The sequence below is a fragment of the Pseudomonas sp. 8 R 14 genome (genome assembly GCF_900005955.1).
Classification (GTDB): Bacteria; Pseudomonadota; Gammaproteobacteria; order Pseudomonadales; family Pseudomonadaceae; genus Aquipseudomonas; species Aquipseudomonas marginalis.
The window spans coordinates 371,888-394,335 of the sequence record NZ_CVTH01000058.1; the positions used below are offsets into that span (position 1 = coordinate 371,888).

A 22,448-nucleotide genomic window follows, 5' to 3' on the forward strand; every position below is an offset into this window, starting at 1 on the left:
TGCTCCTTATAGAGTGACGTCGACGCCGTGGCGCACGACGCGTTTATCCAGCTCACCGCCCAGCCAATAGGCGAGGTCGGCGGGGCGATCAATCTGCCAGGCGACAAAGTCGGCGACCTTGCCCACTTCCAGGGACCCATGGGTGTCGCCCATGCCCAGGGCGGTGGCCGCATGTTGTGTGACACCGGCCAGGGCTTCTTCCGGGGTCATACGGAACAGGGTGCAGGCCATGTTCAGCATCAGGCGCACCGACAACGCCGGCGAGGTGCCGGGGTTGAGGTCACTGGCGATGGCGATCTTCACGCCGTGCCTGCGCAGGGCGTCCATCGGCGGCAGCCGGGTTTCGCGCAGGAAGTAGAACGCCCCCGGCAGCAACACGGCGACGGTGCCGGCAGCGGCCATGGCGATGGCGTCTTCTTCGGTCATGAATTCCAGGTGATCCGCCGACAGCGCGTGGTAACGCGCCGCCAGGCTGGAGCCGTGCAGCGACGACAGCTGCTCGGCATGCAGTTTCACCGGCAGGCCGAGTTGCTGGGCGACCTTGAACACCCGCTCCACCTGCTCGGTGGAAAACGCCAGGTATTCGCAGAACGCATCCACCGCGTCCACCAACCCCTGCGCCGCCAAGGCCGGCAGCATTTCATTGCAGATGTGCTCGATGTAATCGTCGGCGCGGTCCTTGTACTCCGGCGGCAATGCATGGGCCGCCAGGCACGTGGCACGCACGCTGACCGGCAGCGCTTCGCCCAGGCGCCGAGCCACACGCAACATCTTGCGCTCGTTGGCCAGGTCCAGGCCGTAGCCGGACTTGATCTCCACCGTGGTCACGCCATCGCGCAGCAGGCTGCGCAGGCGCTTATGGGCGCTGGCGAAGAGTTCATCCTCCGTGGCGGCGCGGGTGGCGCGCACGGTGCTGGCAATACCGCCGCCCTTGGCCGCGATGTCGGCATAGCTCACGCCCTCGAGGCGCTGCTCGAATTCGCCGCTGCGATTGCCACCAAACACCGCGTGGGTGTGGCAGTCGATCAGCCCGGGGGTGACCCACGCGCCTTGCAGGTCATGCACCTGGGCGTAATCCGCCGTCGGTACTTCGCTGCGCGGACCGATCCACTCGATGAGCGAACCGGCGGTGACCAGGGCGGCATCCTCGATGATCGAGTATTTGCCCTGGGCCATGGTTGCGACGTGGCAGTGTTGCCAAAGGGTTTTCATCAACGCCTCCCTAAGTTATCGATGAGACAAGGCCGGGTCGTAATGGACCTTGGCCGCTTGCCCGGCGGCGGGCTTGACCCACAGCAGATAGGCAACGACCAGCAACACGATCCACACCGCACCGACCAGCAAGGCCGCCTGGGTGTCCGGGAAGTAACCGAGCACGCCAAACACAAACAGCATGAACACGATGGCCGCAGCCGGCGCGTAGGGCCAGAACGGCACCGGGAATTTCAATTCGGCGACCTGCTCTTTCGTCATCGAGCGGCGCATGGCGACCTGGGTGAACAGGATCATCAGCCACACCCATACGGTGGCGAAGGTGGCAATCGACGCGATCAGCAGGAACACGTTTTCCGGGATCAGGTAGTTGAGCAGCACACCGCCGAGCAAGGCGGCGCCCATCACCACCACCGTCATCCACGGTACGCCTTGCCTGGACAACCGGGCAAAGCCCTTGGGCGCCTGCCCTTGCTGCGCCAGGCCGTACATCATGCGGCCGGCACCGAAGATGTCGCTGTTGATAGCCGACACGGCCGCCGAAATCACCACGATATTGAGGAGGGTCGCCGCCGAGCCTATCCCGAGGTTGCTGAAGATCTGCACGAACGGACTGCCCTGGCTGCCGATCTGCGGCCATGGGTAGATGGCCATCAAGACAAACAACGTCAGCACGTAGAACAACAGGATGCGCAGCGGCACGGCGTTGATCGCCTTGGGGATCACGCGCTGCGGGTCCTTGGCTTCACCGGCGGTGATGCCGATGATCTCGATGCCGCCAAACGCGAACATCACCACTGCAAACGAGGCGATCAGCCCACCAATGCCGTTGGGCATGAAGCCGCCGTGGGCCCACAGGTTGCTCAGGCCGCTGGCCTGGGTTTCGCCGGCCGAGTGGATGCCGAACAGCATGATGCCGAAACCGCCGAGGATCATCGCCACGATGGCGCCGACCTTGAGCAGCGACAGCCAGAACTCCATCTCGCCAAAGACCTTGACGTTGCACAGGTTCAGGCCGCCGATCAAAAACACGATGCCGAGCACCCAGACCCAGCGTGCGACCTCGGGAAACCAGAAGCCCATGTAGATGCCGAAGGCGGTGACGTCGGCGAGACAGACGATGATCATTTCAAAGGCGTAGGTCCAGCCCAGGATAAAACCGGCCAACGGGCCCAGGTAGGTGCTGGCGTATTGGCCGAAGGAGCCGGAGACCGGGTTGTGCACGGCCATTTCACCGAGGGCGCGCATCACCATGAACACTGCGGCGCCGCCGATCAGGTAGGCCAGCAGCACGGCGGGGCCAGCCATCTGGATGGCCGAGGCGGACCCGTAGAACAGCCCGGTGCCGATCGCGGAACCGAGGGCCATGAAGCGAATATGTCGGGCGCTCAGCCCGCGTTTCAAACCCTTTTCTTGCTGGTGCATTTCTCGTCCCTAATTATTTTTATCCTGAGAAAGTTGTTTGTGGTGAGCGAGCTTGCTCGCGCTCGAGTGCGAAGCGCTCGCGGCCTTTTTTGGGGCTGCTGCGCAGCCCGGCGCGAGCAAGCTCGCTCACCACAGAGAGCCATGCCGTTGTCTGAACCGCTTACAGGCTCGGCAGCAACGTGGCCGGCACCAGCTCATTCAGGCAGCGGCTGGCGAGCAGTTCGCTGGCGGCGATGATGTCCGGGGCGAAGAAGCGGTCCTTGTCGTAGAACGTCACTTTGTCGCGCAGGATGCCACGGGCTTTTTCCAGCTTCGGCGAGGTTTTCAGGCCTTCGCGCAGGTCCAGGCCCTGGCACGCGGCCAGCCATTCCACGGCGAGGATGCCGCGGGTGTTCTCGGCCATTTCCCACAGGCGCTTGCCGGCAGCCGGGGCCATCGACACGTGGTCTTCCTGGTTGGCGGACGTCGGGATGCTGTCGACGCTATGGGGATGAGCCAATGCCTTGTTCTCACTGGCAAGGGCGGCGGCGGTCACCTGGGCGATCATGAAACCGGAGTTCACCCCACCATTGCCCACCAGGAACGGCGGCAGTTGCGACATGTGCTTGTCCATCATCAGCGAGATGCGACGCTCGCTCAGGGAGCCGATTTCGGCGATGGCCAGGGCCATGTTGTCAGCGGCCATGGCCACTGGTTCGGCGTGGAAGTTGCCACCGGAGATCACGTCACCCTCAGCGGCAAATACCAACGGGTTATCGGACACGGCGTTGGCTTCGACCACCAGTACCTCGGCCGCCTGGCGCAACTGGGTCAGGCAGGCGCCCATGACTTGTGGCTGGCAGCGCAGGGAGTACGGGTCCTGCACCTTGTCGCAGTTCTGGTGCGACTGCGACACCTGGCTGCTCTCACCGAGCAGGTCACGGTAGGCCGCCGCCGAATCGATCTGCCCACGTTGACCGCGAGCCGCATGAATACGGGCGTCGAACGGCGAGCGCGAACCCAGCACCGCTTCCACGGTAAGGCCGCCGCACGCCAGGGCGCCGGCGAACAGGTCTTCGCCCTCGAACAGGCCACGCAGGGCATAGGCGGTGGACACCTGGGTGCCGTTGAGCAGCGCCAGGCCTTCCTTGGCGGCGAGGGTCAGCGGCGTCAGGCCGGCGACTTTCAGCGCGTCGGTGGCTTCCAGCCATTCGCCCTTGTAGCGCGCCTTGCCTTCGCCCAGCAGCACCAGGGACATGTGCGCCAACGGCGCCAGGTCACCGGAAGCACCAACGGAGCCTTTCAGAGGAATATGCGGGTACACCTCGGCATTGATCAGCGCAATCAGCGCGTCGATCACCTGCCGGCGAATCCCGGAGAATCCACGGCTGAGGCTGTTGACCTTGAGCACCATGACCAGCCGCACCAGCGCATCGCTGATCGGCTCACCGACGCCGGCGGCGTGGGACAACACCAGGGAACGCTGGAGGTTTTCCAGGTCTTCGCTGGCGATGCGGGTCGAGGCCAGCAGGCCGAAACCAGTGTTGATGCCATAGGCGGTGCGGTTCTCGGCGAGAATCTGTTCCACGCAGGCCACACTGGCTTCGATCTGGGCCGAGGCACTGTCATCCAGACTGAGGGTTACCGGCTGCTGGTAGATGGCCCGCAGTTGGGCGAGGCTCAGTTGGCCTGGAATCAGGTTTAGCGCAGTCACATTCATGCTCCTTGTGAATTATTCTTTTGAAATAAGTGTTCAGTGCAGATTCGGTAATGCGGTGTCCTTGAGCACCTTGGCGGCAGCCGCAATATCCGGCGCCAGCCAACGGTCCTGCTCATAGGCCGGCACCACTTCACGCAACAGGCGCCAGGCGCGATCGGTGCCCGCGCCGAAGCGCTGGCCTTTCAGGAATTCGAAGGCCTGGGCCGCCAGCAGGTACTCGATGGCGAGGATCTGGGTGACGTTGGCCACTACCTGGTGCAGCTTGAGCGCGGCGTTGGTGCCCATGCTCAGGTGGTCTTCCTGCAGCCCCGAGGTGACGAAGTTGTCCAGCACCGCCGGTTGCGCCAACTGGCGGTTCTGTCCGCACAGCGAGGCGGCGACGTACTGCACGATCATCATCCCGGAATTGACCCCTGGGTTGCTCACCAGGAACGCCGGCAGGCCGCTGACGTGGGGGTTGATCAGGCGGTCGAGGCGGCGTTCGGCCACCGAGCCGATTTCGGCCAGGGCAATCGCCAGCATGTCGGCGGCCAGGGCGACGGACTGGCCGTGGGGGTTGGCCTGGGACACCACGCGGTAGTGGTCCGGCGTGCCGAGCACCAGCGGGTTGTCGGTGGCGCTGTTGAGTTCGGTCTCGATCTGGCGAGTGGCGTGTTCCACCTGGTCGCGCGCCGCGCCGTGGATCTGCGGGATCGAGCGCAGGCTCAGGGCGTCCTGGGTGCGGATGCCTTTGCTGCTCGCAATCACTTCACTGCCATCGAGCAACGCACGCAGGTTGCGGCCGACATGCTGCATGCCCGGGTGCGGCTTGAGGGCGATGATTTCTTCGTCAAAGGCGTCGATCTGGCCGCGTTGTGCCTCGAAGCTCATGGCGCCGATCACGTCGGCCCATTGCAGCAAGTGATGGGCGTCGGCCAGGGCCAGGCAGCTCAGGCCGGTCATGCACGGCGTGCCGTTGACCAGGCACAGGCCGTCCTTGGCGCCGAGGACCACCGGCTGCAAACCTTCTTCGTCCAGGGCCTGTAGCGCCGGGACGATCCGGCCGCGATAGCTCACATTTCCGACACCCAGCAGCGCCACGCCGACATGGGCCATATGGGTCAGGTAACCCACCGAGCCCTGGGACGGTACTTGTGGCGTGATGCCGTGGTTGAGCAGCGCCAGCAGCGAATGCACCACCTGCGGATGCAGGCCGGATTTGCCGTGGCTGTAGTTGATGACCGCCGCGCAGATGATCGCGCGGGTCTGCTCGTCGCTGAGGACCGGGCCGACGCCACAGGCGTGACTCAACAGGGTATTGCGCGACAGCTGGCTCAGTTGCTCGCCTTTAAGCGACACGTTGCACAATGCGCCCAACCCGGTGTTCACGCCGTAGGCGCGTTCGCCGCTGGTAACGATGCGCTGCACGATGGCCTGGGCATTGTCGATACGCGCCCAGGCCTGGCCCGAGAGTTCGAGCACCGCACCGTGACGGGCCACGGCGACCACGTCCTGCCAGCGCAGGGGGGTGTCGGCGATGATGATTTTTGCTGCCTGGGACATTGTTGACCTCTTCATATTCTCTACAGCTTTGCCGGCCTCACCACAGAACCTGGGTCAGACCACCGCCGCACGCCGCTGGACAAACCGATCCACATACTCATCCGCCGGCGAATGCAGGATCTCCCGCGGCGTGCCGACCTGGATCAGCCGGCCGTCCTTGAGAATCGCGATGCGGTTGCCGATACGCACGGCCTCGTCGAGGTCGTGGGTGATGAACACGATGGTCTTGTGCAGGGTCTTTTGCAGCTCGAGCAACTGGTCCTGCATCTCGGCGCGGATCAGCGGGTCGAGGGCGCTGAAGGCTTCGTCCATCAGGATGATGTCGGTGTCAGCGGCCAGGGCGCGGGCCAGGCCGACACGCTGGCGCATGCCGCCGGAGAGCTGGTGCGGGTACTTGTTTTCGTAGCCCTTGAGGCCCACGGTTTCGATCCAGTGCAGCGCGCGTTCAGCGCAGACCTGCTTGGTTTCGCCACGCACCTTGAGGCCGTAGGCGACGTTGTCGAGCACGCTCTTGTGGGGCAGCAGGCCGAAGCTCTGGAACACCATGCTGATCTTGTGCCGACGGAATTGGCGCAGGGCGTCCATGTCCAGTTGCAGGATGTCTTCGCCGTCCACCAGGATCGCGCCGCTGGTGGGGTCGATCAGGCGGTTGAAGTGGCGCACCAGCGTGGATTTGCCCGAGCCCGACAGGCCCATGATCACGAAGATCTCACCGGTGCCGATGCTCAGGGACAAATCGTTCACGCCGACCACGCAGCCGGTCTCGGCCAGCACCTGGTCCTTGGTCTTGCCCTGGCCAACCATCGCCAGCGCCTCCTTGGAGCGGGCGCCGAAGATCTTGAAGACGTTTTTAACTTCGATTTTGCTGACAGTAGTCATTTGCTCGCCTCATGCCGTGGACGACCATAGGCCTGGGTAATGCGGTCGATGACCACGGCGAGAATCACGATCGCCAGCCCGGCTTCGAGGCCACGGCCGACGTTGAGGGTCTGGATGCCGACCAGGACGTCTTCACCCAAGCCACGGGCGCCGATCATCGAGGCGATCACTACCATCGACAACGCCATCATGGTGGTCTGGTTGATACCGGCCATGATGCTCGGCAGCGCCAGCGGCAATTGCACGCCGAACAGCTGTTGCCAGCGGTTGGCACCAAAGGCGTTGATGGCTTCCATGACTTCGCCGTCGACCTGGCGAATCCCCAGGTCGGTCAAGCGAATCAGCGGCGGTGCGGCATAGATCACCGTGGCGAAAATCGCCGGCACCTTGCCCAGGCCGAACAGCATCAGCACCGGGATCAGGTACACGAAGCTGGGCATGGTCTGCATGATGTCGAGCAGCGGCATCAGCACCGAACGCAGGCGATTGCTGCGCGCCGACAGGATGCCCAGCGGGATGCCGATCAACACCGAGATCACCGTGGCAACCATCATCAGCGCCAGGGTCTGCATCAGCTTGTCCCACAGGCCGACCGCGCCCACCAGGAACAGCAAACCAACGATCACCGCCGTGGTCAGCACCTTGCGGGTGGCATGCCAGGCAACGGCGCCGACGATGGCCAGCATCAACCACCAGGGGGCGGCGCGCAGCAGCCCTTCCAGGTTGACGATGGCCCACAGCAGGGTGTCGGAGATGTGCCGGAACACATCGCCGTAGTTGGTGACCAGTGAATCCACCCAACCATTGACCCAGTCGGCGATGGAAAACGTAAAACTCTCAGGAAACATAGCGTGCTCTCGATCCAGTGGGTTGTGGCCAGGCGCCCGGCTACCCATGAGGGTAGCCGTGCACACTTGACCTACAAGGCCGCGTCGATTTTCTTGGCTGCCTCGTCGCTCACCCAGGCGTGCCAGACTTCAGGATGTTCCTTGAGAAAAATTTTCGCCAGTTTCGGCGACTCAATGCGCTCCTTGGCCATGCGCCCCAGGTTCTGGTTCAGCAGGTCGATGGGCAAGTTGACTTTTTCCAGCACGGCCACCAGTTCCGGGGCTTGTTCGTGGAAGGTCTTGGACAGGCCGACCTTGATGCTCACGGTCTTATCCACACCGGGTTTTTCTTCCAGCTTGACCAGGTCGACCTGGCCCATCAGCGGGGTTGGCGACCAGTAGTAGAACAGGATCGGCTCGCCACGCTTGTAGCTCGACAGCACCGCCGCATCCAGCGCCGGGCCGGTGCCTGGGCGGAAGTTGGTGTAGGTGCTTTCCAGGCCGTAGCTCTTGAGCATTTCGCTGTTGTCCAGCTCGCAGGTCCAGCCGGCCGGGCAGTTGTAGAAACGGCCCTTGGACGGTTCTTCCTGGTCCTTGAACACCGCGGCGTACTTGGCCAGGTCGGCGATGTTTTTCAGATCCGGCGCCTTGGCTTCCAGCTTGCGCTTGGCGTCGCCTTCGATCACGTAGCGCGGTACGTACCAGCCTTCGACGGCGCCCACCACCGGGGCACCGACACCGACGACTTTGCCGGCCTTCTCGGCCTTGTTCCAGACTTCGCTGCGGCCGACCCATTCTTCGGCAAACACTTGGATGTCGTTGCTGCTCAGGGCGTTTTCCATGGTGATGGAGTTGCCTGGCAAGCTGTCGGTTTTGCAGTCGTAGCCTTTTTCCAGCACGGTTTGCAGGATGTCGGTGAGCAACATGCCGCTTTCCCAGTTCAGGCCGGCGAATTTCACCGGTTTGCCGGATTCACACCAACCGGCCGCCTGGGCGCCAGCAGTGGCCAGCAAGCCCGCGGAAAACACGGTGGCCAACAGGGTCTTATGCATTTTCATTGTTGTGACGCTCCCAAATCTTGAAATGGATTACGGCAGTCAGTAGGCATCCTGCCCTGTCCACGTCCCATCAGGCCTGTGCAACCAGCCCGTTTGTCGTCGTCGGTGCAGCGCCCTGCTCTGTCGGCAGGGTCAGGTGTTCAGGCGTTGCGCGAGGCCACTTTTTCGCCGCCCAGTAATAGAGCGCGGCGGGAAGAACCAGGCCGATGATCCAGGAAATATCCACATCCCCCAGGGCCGCCACCAGGGGACCGGTGTAGAACTTGGTGGAGATGAACGGCAATTGCACCAGCACACCGAAGACATACACGCTGATACCGAGCAGGTTCCAACGGCCATAGCGCCCGTTCGGATCGGCCAGCGCCGGCACGTCGTAGCGATCGCGGGTGATGCAGTAGTAGTCGACCAGGTTGATCGCGCTCCATGGGGTAAAAAACGCCAGCAGGAACAGGATGAAGGACTTGAACGCCCCCAGGAACGAGTGCTGCCCGAGCAAGGCGATCAGGGTCGCCGTACCGACGATGGCCAGTACGAAAAACAGGCGCTGCAAGCGCGTGACCTCGAGGCGACCGCGAAAGCCGCTGATGATCGTGGCAATGCACATGAAGCTGCCGTAGGAGTTCAGCGTGGAGATGGTGACCTTGCCGAACGCGATGCTGAAATACAGCAGCGCCGCAGTGGCTCCGGCACCGCCCAGGCCGACGATGTAGGCCACTTCGTGACCGGCAAATTGCCCGTTGGACATGGCCGCGGCAAACACGCCGAGGATCATCGCCACTTGTGCACCCACCACCGAACCTGCGCCTGCGGCAAGAAAGGTTTTCAGCGAGGACGTGTTGCTCGGCAGGTAGCGTGAATAGTCCGCCACGTACGGGCCGAAGGCGATTTGCCAGGAGGCCGCGAGCGACACCGCCAACAGGAAGCTGCTCCAGCTGAAGTGTCGGATTTGCAGGAGTGCGCCTACGTCGGCCTGGCTCATCAGACGGCTGAACAGGTAGACAAAGGCAATCACGCCAATGACGCTGGCAACGCGGCCGATGAAGTGGATCACCCGGTAACCGAGCACCGTGACCAGCACGATGACACTGGCGAAGATCAGGATCCCGACGCTGTCGCTGACACCAAACAACTGGCCCAGGGCCTGGCCGGAAAGCACGGTGCCGGTTGCGGTGAAACCAAGGTACATCAGGCAGACCAGCACGATCGGAATCGCCGCGCCGTACACACCGAACTGCACCCGACTGGAGATCATCTGCGGCAGGCCCAGCCTGGGCCCTTGCGCCGCATGCAACGCCATGACGCCGCCGCCCAGCAGTTGACCGATCAACAGACCGATCAACGACCAGAACACATCACCGCCCAGCACCACGGCCAGGGCCCCGGTGACGATCGCCGTGATCTGCAGGTTGGCACCCAGCCACAGGGTGAACTGGCTCAAGAGACGACCGTGTCTTTCCGCTTCCGGGATGTAGTCGATCGAACGCCTTTCGATCAACGGGGTGGTGCTTGCACGCGCGTCACTTGCAGCCATGGGTGTTCAACCTCTGATGGATTGTCTTGGGGGTCGCCGCCGCTCAACTGTGGGAGGGGGCTTGCTCCCGATAGCAGTGGGTCAGTCACCAGACCTATTGGCTGATACACCGCCATCGGGAGCAAGCCCCCTCCCACATTGGTTACTTGATCATTGGAAGATTGAGGCCCTGCTCTTTGGCGCAGTCGATGGCGATCTGGTAACCGGCGTCCGCATGACGCATCACACCGGTGGCCGGGTCGTTGTGCAGCACGCGGGCGATGCGCTCGGCCGCTTCGTCGGTCCCGTCACAGACGATCACCATGCCGGAGTGCTGGGAGAAGCCCATGCCCACGCCGCCACCGTGGTGCAGCGAAACCCAGGTCGCGCCGCTGGCGGTGTTGAGCAAGGCGTTGAGCAGCGGCCAGTCGGACACGGCGTCGGAACCGTCCTGCATGGATTCGGTTTCGCGGTTGGGGCTGGCGACCGAACCGGAGTCCAAGTGGTCACGACCGATCACCACCGGTGCCGACAGCTCGCCGCTACGCACCATCTCGTTGAACGCCAGGCCGAGCTTGGCGCGTTGGCCCAGGCCAACCCAGCAGATACGCGCTGGCAGGCCCTGGAAGCTGATGCGCTCGCGCGCCATGTCCAACCAGTTGTGCAGGTGTGCGTCATCGGGGATCAGCTCTTTGACCTTGGCGTCGGTCTTGTAGATGTCCTGCGGGTCGCCCGACAGCGCAGCCCAGCGGAACGGGCCGATGCCACGGCAGAACAGCGGACGGATGTACGCCGGTACGAAGCCTGGGAAGTCGAAGGCATTTTCCACGCCCTCTTCCTGGGCCATCTGGCGGATGTTGTTGCCGTAGTCGAAGGTCGGGATGCCTTGCTTCTGGAAGTCCAGCATGGCTTTGACGTGCACCGCCATCGACTGCTTGGCGGCCTTGATCACGGCAGCCGGTTCGGTCTTGGCGCGGGCGCGGTATTCGTCCCAGGTCCAGCCGGCCGGCAGGTAACCGTTGAGCGGGTCGTGGGCGCTGGTCTGGTCGGTAACCATGTCCGGGCGCACGCCACGCTTGACCAGTTCCGGCAGGATTTCAGCGGCGTTACCCAGCAACGCGATGGAGATGGCCTTGCCTTCCTTTGTGTACTTGGCGATGCGGGCCAGGGCGTCATCGAGGTCGGTGGCCTGCTCGTCGACATAGCGGCTGTTGAGGCGGAAATCGATGCTGACCTGCTGGCATTCAATGTTCAGCGAGCACGCGCCAGCGAGGGTTGCGGCCAGAGGCTGGGCACCGCCCATGCCGCCGAGGCCGGCGGTGAGGACCCAACGACCCTTCAAGTTGCTGTCGTAATGCTGGCGACCGGCTTCGACGAAGGTTTCGTAGGTGCCCTGGACGATGCCCTGGCTGCCGATGTAGATCCAGCTGCCGGCGGTCATCTGGCCGTACATGGCCAGGCCCTTGGCATCCAGTTCATTGAAGTGCTCCCAGCTGGCCCAGTGCGGTACCAGATTGGAGTTGGCGATCAGCACACGCGGGGCATTGCTGTGGGTCTTGAACACGCCGACCGGCTTGCCGGATTGCACCAGCAGGGTTTCGTCGTCATTCAGGTGGGTGAGGCTCTCGACGATCTGGTCGTAGCACTCCCAGTTGCGCGCTGCACGGCCAATACCGCCGTACACCACCAGTTCCTTGGGGTTCTCGGCCACTTGCGGATCGAGGTTGTTCATGAGCATGCGCAGCGGCGCTTCAGTCAGCCAGCTTTTGGCGGTGAGCTTGTTACCGCGGGCGGCGCGGATTTCGACGTCACGGTATTTTGTAGGCTTGGTCACAACAAGAACTCCTCGGCGATCGATGCGCGAACATGGATGGTGCGAAGGAGAGTCTTACGCACACATCTTTACTTGTACATACAAGCATATGCAATCAAGCGGCCAACTTTCCGAGAGAGGTGTTAGGATTTTTCCGAAAAGCGTGTGCGAGCCTTGTAAATTAAGGCTTCGAGGCGTGATGAAATTTCTTGCGAAGGGGTTTTATAGCGAGGGAGGTGTGTCACGACAGCGCGGTTTTGCACCGAGCTGGGGCGTTCGGTAACAAATTGGTGCAGGGACTGGAAACAGATTCTATAAGCGACACAAAAACAAATGTGGGAGGGGGCTTGCTCCCGATTGCGGTGTGTCAGCCCAGGATATACCCACTGATCCACCGCTATCGGGAGCAAGCCCCCTCCCACATTTTTTAACCCCGCGGGGTCAGTTCGATGATGCAGCAGCGACCCGTGACGGAAATATCCAGCAGACCGCTGTTACCGTCCACTTGCAGGCAATCGTGATGGCCCAGTACCTCGTCCAGCACCTTCACTTCATCCGCCACACTGAACACCAGCACCGTCTGCGCCGTGCTGAAAAACCGTTGCACACCATCCACCCACTGCAACCGCGCATGGTAACGCTGGGGCGAGTAGATCAGGTTGAAGTCGCGGATCGGCCCGGTAATCAAGCGGCATGAAACCTGGCTGTCGCCTTTGAAGGCGAACGGTTGCAGCGGTAACAACCCGCGCTGCTCCTCGCCATCCACGGTCAGCACCATGCCTGCGCCTTTGATCACGGTGATCACGCGCTGGTAGCCAGCAAAGGTGGAAAACCCGCCAGACTCGCCGATATCGGCAATCGACAGGCGCCAGCCGAAGCCTTCCAGGCCCTCGCCGGCATCGCGGGTGATTTCTTCGGTACTGCCGCCGCCGTTTTTCCACGGCATGCGCGCGTAATCGGCGGCGCGCCAGACTTTTACTGCACTCATTTACTGAACCGTCCTTCCAGACTGTGGCGGGAACCGGGGTGGATCAAACGCGCGGCAGTCACCGGCTGACGACCGGACCAGGTACGCCGGCGAATCAACAGGCACGGCTCGCTCGGCTCGATCTGCAGCAACTTGCACTCGGCAACGTCGGCGAGAATCGCTTCGACCACATGCTCGCCTTCGGTCAACGGCGCCACCTGGTTGAGATAGGCATAGGGGGTTTGCAGGGTGAAGTCCTGTTGCAGGTACTCCGGCGCGACCAGGGCGTTGACGAAACGGTCCTCGATTTGCACGGGAATATCGTTTTCGTAATGCACGATCAACGAGTGGAACACCCGCCCGCCTTCGCGCATTTCCAGGGCGACGGCGCGCTCGGAACCGGCAGCCTCTTCGCCCAGGGTGATGACCTGGCAGGTATGCCGATGACCGCGGGAGGCGATCTCATCGGCAATGTTGTGCACTTCGAACAGCGCCGACTGGCTCTTGGGCTCGGCGACGAACGTACCGACACCTTGCATGCGCACCAGCAAACCTTCGGCGGTAAGCTCGCGCAGGGCACGGTTGATGGTCATGCGGCTGAAGCCCAACTGGCTGACCAGTTCGCTCTCCGACGGTACGCGGTAATGGGGCGGCCAGTTGCCGTTGAGGATCTGCTGGCTGATCATCTGTTTGACGCGGGCATACAAGGGCGCCGGACTTTCGTCCATGTGGGCAGCCAGTGAAGACTTGGCGGGCGGAGTCGGCACAGGGAATCCTTGCAAGGGGAAAAGATGCATAGATTGCCGGAGTTTACCGAGCAGGCAAACGTCTGTATATGTATATACAAATAAACACACGACCGGGGTGCTCTAATCATGTCCGCTTTCTTTGCCGAACGCGCGCTGCTGCCTAGTGGATGGGCCAACGATGTACGTCTTGAAGTCAGCGCCGATGGCCTGCTGACACAGGTTGAGGCCAACGCCAGCGCAGACGGTGCCGAACGGCTCAGGGGCCCGGTATTGGCGGGCATGCCGAACCTGCACTCCCACGCCTTTCAGCGCGCCATGGCCGGGTTGGCCGAAGTGGCCGGCAACCCGAATGACAGTTTCTGGACCTGGCGCGACCTGATGTACCGCATGGTCGGCAAGATCAGCCCGGAGCAACTGCAGGTGATTGCCCGCCAGCTGTACATCGAGATGCTCAAGGCCGGCTACACCTCGGTGGCCGAATTCCACTACGTGCATCATGACGTCAGCGGTCAGCCGTACGCCGACCGCACGGAACTGTCACGGCAGATCAGCCAAGCCGCAGCGAGCAGCGGTATCGGGCTGACGCTGGTACCGGTGCTCTATACCCACTCCGGGTTCGGCGGCCAGGCGCCCAATGAGGGCCAGCGACGGTTTATCAACAGCACCGAAAACTACCTGGATCTGCAGGCGCGCCTCAAACCGATTCTGGCGGCGCGGCCGGCGCAGCAACTGGGGCTGTGCTTCCACTCGCTGCGCGCGGTTACGCCACAGCAGATCAATGAGGTATTGGCCGCCAGCGACAAGACGTGCCCGGTGCATATCCATATCGCCGAACAGCAAAAGGAAGTCGACGACTGCCTGGCCTGGAGCGGCAAACGCCCGTTGCAATGGCTGTACGACAACGTCGAGGTCGATGAACGCTGGTGCCTGGTGCACGCGACCCATGCCAACCCGGAAGAAGTGACGCGCATGGCCACGAGCCGCGCGATTGCCGGCTTGTGCCTGACCACCGAAGCCAACCTGGGCGACGGGATTTTCCCGGCCGTGGATTTCCTCGCCCAGGGCGGACGCCTGGGCATCGGTTCCGACAGCCATGTATCACTGAGCGTGGTGGAAGAACTGCGCTGGCTGGAATACGGCCAACGCCTGCGCGATCAACGGCGCAATCGCTTGTATCGCAGCGACCAGCCGATGGTCGGCCGTACGTTGTTCGATGCGGCGCTGGACGGCGGCGCACAAGCGCTGGGGCAGCCGATAGGTCGACTGGAAGTGGGCAAGCGTGCGGATTGGATTGTGCTGGACGGTAACGATCCCTACCTGGCGACTGCCAGCGAGGATGGGATTCTCAATCGCTGGCTGTTTGCCGGCGGTGATCGGCAGGTGCGCGATGTGCTGGTGAACGGCAAGTGGGTGGTGCGCGATGGGCGGCATGCCGGCGAGGAAGAAAGCAACCGGGCGTTCACTGAAGTCTTGAGAGATTTGCTGAGCTGACAGGCAACACATAACAAATGTGGGAGGGGGCTTGCTCCCGATTGCGGTGTGTCAGCTAGAAATAATCTGCTGATACACCGCTATCGGGAGCAAGCCCCCTCCCACAATTGGATCTGTAGTGATCCTGGGTTATTGCGAAGTCTTCGCCATCTGCTTATCCGACGTGCGCCAGATCAACCGCGTGGTGTCATACCCTTGCTGCCGCGCCCTGCTCAACAGGTCTTCACGGGTGTCCGCACTGACCGTCGGCGTGCGCGAAAGGATCCACATATAGCGCCGGCTCGGGCTGCCGACGATGGCGGTCTTGTAGTCATCGCTGACATACAGCACCCAGTAATCGCCCTTGGCGACGCCTGGCAGCAGTGACGTAAACCAGTTGTTGAATTCCACCCAGAGCTTGTCGGTCTTGCCAGGCACCTGCGGCGTGGCCGTGCCCTTGGCTTCTTCCCACTTCCACTCGGTGGTGAGGCAGCGGTTGAATACCGACATATCGCCATCAGGCAGCAATGTGTAGCGGGCTTCGGACTGCGCGCAGTTGCGCTGGAAGTACATCGGCAATCGAGCCAACTCATACCAGGTGCCCTGGTAACGCTTGAGGTTGACGTTGCTCGCTGTCTTGGGTTGCAGATCGTCGCCAGAATGGCTGGCGCAGCCCGCCAAAAACAGGCTGGCGCAAAGGAACAAAACAAAACGCATCATTCTTCTTCTCCCGCAGGCTTTCGCCCCGGTTTACTTCAGGCCTTGCCCGGAAAACATCAGAACTTTGTCACCGGCATATTGAACGCTGATAAAGCTGTTTTTATCGCCCCATGTGCAGCTGGACATGCCCAGTGCGCCGGAACAATCGGTCGGCTTGCCCAGCAGCGACTCCACCTCGGCCTTAGGCATGCCGGCCGACAACTTTGCGTAGTTTTCTTGATTGACCTTGCTGCAAGCGGCCAACAGCACGCAAAAGGCCAGCAAAGCGAGACGGCGTAACGACATGGAATAACTCCTGGAGGGACGAAGCAGCTTGGGTATCTGCCAGAAGCTTAGAAGGGAAAAGAGGTGTCTGGTTCCCGACGAACGAAAACAAAAAAGCCCCGAAAACGCTGAAACGTTTCGGGGCTTCTTTAAGGGTGAACCGGCTCACAACAACGCCGTTCACTTATCGCCGCAGCTTACTTCTTGTGGTAGGCGGTCACACGCTCAACTTCTTCCTTGGAACCCAGGAACACCGCCACACGCTGGTGCAAGCCGTCGGGCTGGATATCGAGGATGCGCTGGTGGCCGTCGGTGGACGCACCGCCCGCCTGTTCTACCAGGAAGGACATCGGGTTGGCTTCGTACATCAGGCGCAGTTTGCCCGGTTTGGACGGCTCGCGGCTGTCGCGTGGGTACATGAACAGGCCGCCACGGGTCAGGATACGGTGTACGTCGGCCACCATCGCCGCGACCCAACGCATGTTGAAGTTCTTCTTCAACGGGCCTTCTTCGCCTTCCATCAACTCGTTCACATAGCGCTTGACCGGCTCTTCCCAGTGGCGCTGGTTGGACATGTTGATCGCGAATTCCTGGGTGGAAGCCGGAATGGTGATGTCTTCATGGGTGAGGACGAAGCTGCCCATTTCACGGTCCAGGGTGAAGCCTTTGACGCCATCGCCCAGGGTCAGCACCAGCATGGTCTGTGGGCCGTAGATCGCGTAGCCGGCAGCGACCTGCTCAGTGCCCGGCTGCAGGAAGGCCTTTTCGTTCAGGGCTTCGTTCTGGCTCAGGTATTCGTTCGGGCAACGCAGTACCGAGAAGATGGTGCCGACCGGGGCGTTGATGTCGATGTTGGACGAACCGTCCAGTGGGTCGAACACCAGCAGGTAGGCGCCCTTCGGGTATTTGCCCGGGATCTGGTAGGCATTGTCCATTTCTTCGGACGCCATGCCGGCCAGGTGACCGCCCCATTCGTTGGCTTCGAGCAGGATTTCGTTGGAAATCACGTCGAGCTTCTTCTGCACTTCGCCCTGCACGTTTTCAGTGCCCATGCTGCCCAGGACACCACCCAATGCGCCTTTGGACACGGCGTGGCTGATTTCCTTGCAAGCACGCGCCACCACTTCGATAAGGAAGCGCAGATCGGCAGGCGTGTTGTTGCTGCGGGTCTGCTCAATCAAATAGCGACTCAAGGTAACGCGGGACATGGAAGGCTCCGATGAAGGGGGGGGCTAAAAACCCGCGCAGTTTAACGCGAGTCGGGGGTGTATTTCCTCCTATCAGAGGATTTAAACCCAATAGAGTTCATGGACTTTATTTAACGTGCCTCCGGCGGCTTGCGCAGCAAACTGTAGGCCATGCCTCCCAGCGCCGCCACGCCGAGCAGTAATACGGCCCAGAGTCCGAGTTTTTTCCAGTTCGGCCCGCTGTCGACAGCCGCAGGGACCGCTGGCGAAGTGACCGCGACGGCCCCGGCCACCTTGGCCTGTCCCAAGGTGTTGAGGCGCTCGGCGGTGTAATCCGGGATCAGCGTCGACAACGGCAGGTTCGCCGCCTTCACCGAAGCATTCCCCAGCGCCAGCGTGAACGGCGGCTCGCTCCGCGCCAGGAACACCAACTGCGTGGCGCGCACCGCGAAGTGCAGGGCCGGCGCTTCGACGCCCAGGCCACCGCCGCGCTCGTCGACCTGCAACTTGAGTTCGGCGACCGTCTGGCCGGGCAGTTGCAACTCGTCCTGCACCACGTCCTGGCCATTCTGGGTCAGGCGGTAGAGCAGACCATTGCTCAGCGGCTGCCAGGCTTGATTGCTGTCACGTCGCCCCGCCAGGGTCACCGGCGCCAGCGTATTGGGCTGCTTCAACTCGATACGCAAACGTTCGACGCTCAGCCCTGCAGGTAACTTCCAGCTGTACTCACCCGCCTTGAGCCGCGTGCCCGAGAGCGGCTGCGACCATACCAGCGGCAGCGGCAGGCTGCTGCTGGTGGCACTGGCCAACCTGGCCGAGGTCAGCAACGGTGCCGCCTGCCCCTTCCACACCAGGCGCAGGTAACGCGCGGACTGGCCCGGCAAACTGACGTCATGCTGCTCGACCCGCTCGTCGGCAAACGACAAACGCGCCACTTGCCCATCCCCCCAGGATTGCCAGTGCTGCAAGTCATCACTGGCTTCAATGCTGAAGCGCTGGAAGCCCTCCTGCTCGCGGCTCCAGTCCAGGCTCAACTGCTGCAACGGCGCCTTGATTTTACTGGCATCGAGCACCCAGCCACGCAGCACCTGCTTGCCGGGCTTGGGTGCGGTGGACGGTTTGATTTCCACCAGGGTGCCTTCGGCCGTGGTTTTCATCACCACACCGGGCAAGGTTGCCTGGGTGTCGGCGGCGTACAGCGGGAACCACTTCACGTCGGTGACTTCACGACTTTCGGTGCGTTGCGACGCTTGACGCGACAGCGCGTAGGCCTGGGGTTCACCGGCAGCGTTAAACACCCGCACATCGCTGAGGTCAGCCTGGCGCGCATTCAGTTGCACGGCCAAGGGCAACTCAAGGCGATACCAGGGGCCGTTGCCGCTGACGCTCAGCGGCACCTGGCGGCTGAAGTCGGCCGGCGTTTCCTGCGCCCACACCGACAACGTCGTACACATGCCCAGCACGACCACGCTCAACTTACCGATCAAGAGGATGCTCCTTCAGTGTCCAACACAGGTTCGGCACGCTTGGGCGGCAGCGGCGCAAAGTAGCCCACCACCAGCAACAACCCGCCCACGCCGATAAACGACACGATCCGCGCCAGGCCGCCACGGTTGCTCAGCTCGACAAAGAACAGCTTGGCCACCACCACCGCGATCAGCGCCGCGCCGATCAGCCACACTTCGCGACGATGGCGCAGGTGACCGCCGATCATCAGGCCGAGGGCGATCAGGGTCCAGACAATCGACAGGCCGGCTTGCACCAACATCGATTCCAGCAACCCATCCAGATGGAACGGCACGCCGCCCCAGTGGTGTGCGGTGCGCATCACCAGGGCCGTAAAGAACGCGAACAGCGAAATACCGGCAATGCCTTGGGCGATCAATTCAGCACGCGGCCCGCGTTGCGGCGCCACGCTGCGCGACCACAGGTACACGCCCAGCAGCGCAAACAGCAAGCCGAGGTCCAGCGGGTTGAGCAACGGCACATAGGGCAGCGGCCTGGCCGTGCCGTCGCTGAAGGTATTCGCCAGCCAGAACCAGCCCAGCATCAGCACCGCCAATGGGAGTGCCGCCAGCACTCGATATTCCCGTGGATACGCCGACACCGGCCACGGCCAGCGACGCGGTGCAGCAGCCAGCACCAGGTACAGACTTGGCAGGATTGCCCAACCCAGCCAGCGCCAGGCGTTGTATTCGCTCGACAGCAACAACAGGCCGTAGCGCAGCTCCAGCGCCAATACGCCGATCAGCATCCAGCAACCCAACACGTGAGCAACGCTCAGGACGGTGGCCGGCAACAGCGTCGCCAAACGCCGCAGCGCGATGAAATGCACCCCGAACACCGCCAGCCAGGCCAGCCAGCCGTAGTGCGCTGCCGGGTGGTAATAATTATGCGCAGACACCAGCAATACCATCCCCGCCGCCGGCATCAACAGGGTGCAGAGCATGCCCAGGGAGGCCCAGCGCAGGCGCGTCGCGAGCAACGCCCAGATCGCCACGCTGACCGCCGCACTACCCAGCAGGAGCGCACCCCGCAGCTCATCGGGTATAAACCGCAGCACTTCAGCGATCAGCGCCAACGCCCACCACGCCGCGCCCCACACCAGCAGCAGGTCCGACAGGCGTTGCAGCTTGAGTACGGCAAACACCGGCGCATGGGGTTCACGCTGCAGGCGCCAGGCACCGATCAAGGCGGCCAGGCCCAACACCATCGGTGTCCAGAACCCGCTATGCCCCAGGGGACGCAGGCCCTCGCTGGTCAAAGGCCCGAGCAGCTCCGGCACCGCCAGCAGGAACGACGCGCCGCCGATCACTTGCAGCAGTAACCCGAACACGAAACTGACGCGCTGTTGCAGGTACAGGCTCAACCAGATGATCAACAACCCACTGGCCGCCCACACACCGCTGGCGCTTTCCCATGGCAGTACAAACAGCACGGCAAGGTTGATCAGCACCAACCCGGCCAGCAGCACCACGGACAGCCCGCGCAACAGCCGTACATCGCTGCGCACCATGTCATCGCGCGCCGCCAGCAGCATGCCGCCGATCAACGCCAGGCCGATCAACGACGCGCTGAGCAGGCCGCTCCAGCCGGCGTTGAATACCGCTGCCGAGTCGCCGCCTTGCAAGCGCAGCAGGAACAACGCCCCGGCCAGCAGTTGCACGGCAAACGCCGTGAACAGGAAGGTGCGCGAGCCAATCCGCAAGCCGATGAACAGGGTCGCCAGGCCGGCGAGCGCCCAACTGATGGCAGTGCCTTGAGTCAGCAACAACAGCGGCGCGAGCAGGTACACAAAGGCCAGGCCGAGGCTGGCCAGAACCGGCAGGCCCTTGCGCTCCCACTCCGCCGCCTGCTCCGTCGCGGCCCTGCGCAGTTGGTCGAAGCTGAACAGCAACGCCGCGCCCAGCAGCAACGCCCCCAGGGGCGCCCCCTCCAGCAGCGTGTGTTCGCCGATGCGCAGCTCACTGAGAAACGCCAGCGCCGAGCCCAATTGCAGCAACAGGCCAAATGCCCGCGCCAACGGCCGCTGCTGGCGCAAGCCGAGCCAGAAGATCCCGGCACCTTCCACCGCCCAGGCGGCTGCGGTCCATCGGGCATCGAGGCCCAGGGGAATCGCCAGGCTGGCAAAGATCACCCCCAGGGCCAGGCAGGTTTCCGCCAGCAGCAAGGCGCGCCCGCCATTGAGCACGCGGGCCAGGCCCATGTAGAGGATGCCCAGGCCCAGCGCGCTGAATGCTGCGGCGAACTCAAGGTGCTGCACCAGCGCGAACTGCAGGCCAAACCCCACCAGCGGCGGGCCGAACAGCATGCTGCCATCAACGTAATCGCCCTTGGCCGCCGACCAGCGCAACAACGCATCGCGACCTTCGGGGGCGTCGCCCATCTCCCGCAATTTGCGCCGGGCGAACAACAGGCCGATAGCCAGGTACATCAGGAAAAACAGGATCAGGAACGGCTCGGTACTCCACAGCAACTCAGGCGTATAGGAACGCATGCCCCAGGCAAAGCCGATACCGAAGGTGCCGACAAAGCCGATCAGGTTGAGCAGGCGCCAGGCCTTGAACCAGGCGATGGCGAGGATACCGGCATTGAGCAGGGCAAAATAACTGAACAGCGCGACATGATTACCGGCGCCGGTGGACGTGAGGATCGGCGCCGCGAAGCCGCCGAGCGCTGCCGCACAGGCCAGTCCCAGCGCATCCTGGGTAATCGCCAGGATCGCCGAGAACACCGTGACCGCCACCAGCAGGCCCAGCGCCGCGCTCGGGTCGATCAACGGGTGCAGGCGCATCGCGGCAAACACCGTCAGGTACAGCACCGCGATCCCGGTGCCTTGCAGCATCAAGCCGTAGTTGCTGTTGCGCAGCCGCAGCCACCAGCCCAGGCCCAACAGGCCAAGGGCCGCCGCCGCAACGCCGGCGTAACGCAGTTCGATCGGCACCACCATACCTTCGGTGGCGTAGCGCAGCAGGAACGCCAGGCCGAGAAACAGCAGCACCACGCCGACACGCAGCACGGTGTTGCCACCAAACAGCCAATTGCGTGCGCCGCTGATGGCGCGTTCGATCAGGTTGGGGCCACGGGGAGCGGCAGGTTCTTGAGGCGGGCGTGGCGTCGGGGCAGGCGTCCAGACGTCATCCGGCAAGGGCTGGCTCGGTTCGGCGACCATGGCGACAGGCGTCAATTCAGCCGGCAGCTCCCACACCAGTTCAGGCGCCTTGGCGACAGGTGCCGCCTCAGGGACAGGCGGCTCGACGATGACAGTGCGTGTCGGCGTGGGTACTTCCAGTTGCCGCAGGCGCTCACCCAGGGCGATCAACGCCTTCTGCGTGGCTTCCAACTGAACAGCCTGTTGCTGCGCCTGGGCCGCCAGCTTCGACAGGCGAATCGCCTGGCCAATGCCCAACCCCAACAGCGCACCAATGCCCGCATCATAGAACGACTCATCGAGCGTCCAGCCGAGCACCAGGCCAATCAGCATGAAAATCCATTGCATGGTCGATATTCCCTAAACAAACCGTGCTGTAGGAGCGAGCTTGCTCGCGAAGAACGCAAAGATACCGCGTTAAATCAGAAAGCACGCGTTATCGTTGGCGTTTTTCGCGAGCAAGCTCGCTCCTACA

Annotated in this window: 17 protein-coding genes; 1 reads left to right on the forward strand and 16 read right to left on the reverse strand. The window is 62.8% G+C overall.

What is annotated here, in order from left to right:
* Positions 1 to 6: 6 nt before the first annotated feature.
* The 11 genes from hutI to hutC form a co-directional block, all read right to left on the reverse strand.
* Positions 7 to 1,212, reverse strand: coding sequence for an imidazolonepropionase (gene hutI, locus BFQ01_RS14120; RefSeq protein ID WP_065925739.1), 1,206 nt, complete (start codon positions 1,210 to 1,212; stop codon positions 7 to 9).
* Positions 1,213 to 1,227: 15 nt separating this feature from the next.
* Complete coding sequence (locus tag BFQ01_RS14125) at positions 1,228 to 2,637, reverse strand: amino acid permease (protein WP_065925740.1); 1,410 nt, start codon at positions 2,635 to 2,637, stop codon at positions 1,228 to 1,230.
* 160 nt (positions 2,638 to 2,797) lie between these two features.
* Positions 2,798 to 4,336: a histidine ammonia-lyase gene (gene hutH, locus BFQ01_RS14130; RefSeq protein ID WP_137211651.1), complete on the reverse strand. Its 1,539-nt coding sequence runs from the start codon at positions 4,334 to 4,336 to the stop codon at positions 2,798 to 2,800.
* Positions 4,337 to 4,369: 33 nt separating this feature from the next.
* Positions 4,370 to 5,878 (reverse strand): histidine ammonia-lyase, encoded by a 1,509-nt coding sequence (gene hutH / locus BFQ01_RS14135; RefSeq protein WP_065925741.1) that lies wholly within the window; start codon positions 5,876 to 5,878, stop codon positions 4,370 to 4,372.
* 54 nt (positions 5,879 to 5,932) lie between these two features.
* Entirely contained in the window at positions 5,933 to 6,757 is an 825-nt protein-coding gene (locus tag BFQ01_RS14140) for a quaternary amine ABC transporter ATP-binding protein (RefSeq protein ID WP_051429333.1), read from the reverse strand.
* Positions 6,754 to 7,605: an ABC transporter permease gene (locus BFQ01_RS14145; RefSeq protein ID WP_027605053.1), complete on the reverse strand. Its 852-nt coding sequence runs from the start codon at positions 7,603 to 7,605 to the stop codon at positions 6,754 to 6,756. The genes BFQ01_RS14140 and BFQ01_RS14145 overlap by 4 nt, the downstream gene beginning before the upstream one ends.
* 71 nt (positions 7,606 to 7,676) lie before the next feature.
* Positions 7,677 to 8,642, reverse strand: coding sequence for an ABC transporter substrate-binding protein (locus BFQ01_RS14150; protein WP_027605054.1), 966 nt, complete (start codon positions 8,640 to 8,642; stop codon positions 7,677 to 7,679).
* Positions 8,643 to 8,712: 70 nt separating this feature from the next.
* The gene (locus tag BFQ01_RS14155) at positions 8,713 to 10,173 is read right to left on the reverse strand and encodes a purine-cytosine permease family protein (protein ID WP_065925742.1); all 1,461 of its coding nucleotides are present in this window, start codon (positions 10,171 to 10,173) and stop codon (positions 8,713 to 8,715) included.
* 142 nt (positions 10,174 to 10,315) lie between these two features.
* Positions 10,316 to 11,986, reverse strand: a complete 1,671-nt coding sequence (gene hutU, locus BFQ01_RS14160; protein WP_027605056.1) for a urocanate hydratase — start codon at positions 11,984 to 11,986, stop codon at positions 10,316 to 10,318.
* A gap of 406 nt (positions 11,987 to 12,392) precedes the next feature.
* Complete coding sequence (locus BFQ01_RS14165; RefSeq protein ID WP_065925743.1) at positions 12,393 to 12,953, reverse strand: HutD/Ves family protein; 561 nt, start codon at positions 12,951 to 12,953, stop codon at positions 12,393 to 12,395.
* Positions 12,950 to 13,660, reverse strand: coding sequence for a histidine utilization repressor (gene hutC, locus BFQ01_RS14170; protein WP_223841674.1), 711 nt, complete (start codon positions 13,658 to 13,660; stop codon positions 12,950 to 12,952). Before hutC ends, BFQ01_RS14165 begins: the two co-directional genes overlap by 4 nt.
* 147 nt (positions 13,661 to 13,807) lie before the next feature.
* Between hutC and BFQ01_RS14175 the strand changes: the two genes are divergently transcribed.
* Positions 13,808 to 15,172, forward strand: coding sequence for a formimidoylglutamate deiminase (locus BFQ01_RS14175; RefSeq protein ID WP_065925744.1), 1,365 nt, complete (start codon positions 13,808 to 13,810; stop codon positions 15,170 to 15,172).
* A gap of 129 nt (positions 15,173 to 15,301) precedes the next feature.
* Here the strand turns inward: BFQ01_RS14175 and BFQ01_RS14180 are convergent, their stop codons facing one another.
* From BFQ01_RS14180 to BFQ01_RS14200, 5 genes are all read right to left on the reverse strand, one after another.
* Positions 15,302 to 15,871, reverse strand: coding sequence for a lipocalin family protein (locus BFQ01_RS14180; protein ID WP_027605060.1), 570 nt, complete (start codon positions 15,869 to 15,871; stop codon positions 15,302 to 15,304).
* A 30-nt stretch (positions 15,872 to 15,901) separates the two neighbouring features.
* Complete coding sequence (locus BFQ01_RS14185; protein ID WP_027605061.1) at positions 15,902 to 16,156, reverse strand: hypothetical protein; 255 nt, start codon at positions 16,154 to 16,156, stop codon at positions 15,902 to 15,904.
* 176 nt (positions 16,157 to 16,332) lie between these two features.
* Positions 16,333 to 17,343 carry a class 1 fructose-bisphosphatase gene (locus BFQ01_RS14190; protein WP_027605062.1) on the reverse strand — a complete coding sequence of 337 codons (1,011 nt, stop codon included), beginning with the start codon at positions 17,341 to 17,343 and terminating at the stop codon, positions 16,333 to 16,335.
* A gap of 110 nt (positions 17,344 to 17,453) precedes the next feature.
* The gene (locus BFQ01_RS14195; RefSeq protein ID WP_065925852.1) at positions 17,454 to 18,806 is read right to left on the reverse strand and encodes a DUF3999 domain-containing protein; all 1,353 of its coding nucleotides are present in this window, start codon (positions 18,804 to 18,806) and stop codon (positions 17,454 to 17,456) included.
* Positions 18,806 to 22,321, reverse strand: coding sequence for a DUF2339 domain-containing protein (locus BFQ01_RS14200; RefSeq protein WP_065925745.1), 3,516 nt, complete (start codon positions 22,319 to 22,321; stop codon positions 18,806 to 18,808). The genes BFQ01_RS14195 and BFQ01_RS14200 overlap by 1 nt, the downstream gene beginning before the upstream one ends.
* Positions 22,322 to 22,448 lie beyond the last annotated feature (127 nt).

Excerpts from the sequence above, each read along its gene's own strand:
- hutI (WP_065925739.1), bottom strand. The coding sequence starts at position 1,212 with ATGAAAACCCTTTGGCAACACTGCCACGTCGCAACCATGGCCCAGGGC.
- BFQ01_RS14125 (WP_065925740.1), bottom strand. The coding sequence starts at position 2,637 with ATGCACCAGCAAGAAAAGGGTTTGAAACGCGGGCTGAGCGCCCGACAT.
- hutH (WP_137211651.1), bottom strand. The coding sequence starts at position 4,336 with ATGAATGTGACTGCGCTAAACCTGATTCCAGGCCAACTGAGCCTCGCC.
- hutH (WP_065925741.1), bottom strand. The coding sequence starts at position 5,878 with ATGTCCCAGGCAGCAAAAATCATCATCGCCGACACCCCCCTGCGCTGG.
- BFQ01_RS14140 (WP_051429333.1), bottom strand. The coding sequence starts at position 6,757 with ATGACTACTGTCAGCAAAATCGAAGTTAAAAACGTCTTCAAGATCTTC.
- BFQ01_RS14145 (WP_027605053.1), bottom strand. The coding sequence starts at position 7,605 with ATGTTTCCTGAGAGTTTTACGTTTTCCATCGCCGACTGGGTCAATGGT.
- BFQ01_RS14150 (WP_027605054.1), bottom strand. The coding sequence starts at position 8,642 with ATGAAAATGCATAAGACCCTGTTGGCCACCGTGTTTTCCGCGGGCTTG.
- BFQ01_RS14155 (WP_065925742.1), bottom strand. The coding sequence starts at position 10,173 with ATGGCTGCAAGTGACGCGCGTGCAAGCACCACCCCGTTGATCGAAAGG.
- BFQ01_RS14165 (WP_065925743.1), bottom strand. The coding sequence starts at position 12,953 with ATGAGTGCAGTAAAAGTCTGGCGCGCCGCCGATTACGCGCGCATGCCG.
- hutC (WP_223841674.1), bottom strand. The coding sequence starts at position 13,660 with ATGGACGAAAGTCCGGCGCCCTTGTATGCCCGCGTCAAACAGATGATC.
- BFQ01_RS14175 (WP_065925744.1), top strand. The coding sequence starts at position 13,808 with ATGTCCGCTTTCTTTGCCGAACGCGCGCTGCTGCCTAGTGGATGGGCC.
- BFQ01_RS14180 (WP_027605060.1), bottom strand. The coding sequence starts at position 15,871 with ATGATGCGTTTTGTTTTGTTCCTTTGCGCCAGCCTGTTTTTGGCGGGC.
- BFQ01_RS14185 (WP_027605061.1), bottom strand. The coding sequence starts at position 16,156 with ATGTCGTTACGCCGTCTCGCTTTGCTGGCCTTTTGCGTGCTGTTGGCC.
- BFQ01_RS14190 (WP_027605062.1), bottom strand. The coding sequence starts at position 17,343 with ATGTCCCGCGTTACCTTGAGTCGCTATTTGATTGAGCAGACCCGCAGC.
- BFQ01_RS14200 (WP_065925745.1), bottom strand. The coding sequence starts at position 22,321 with ATGCAATGGATTTTCATGCTGATTGGCCTGGTGCTCGGCTGGACGCTC.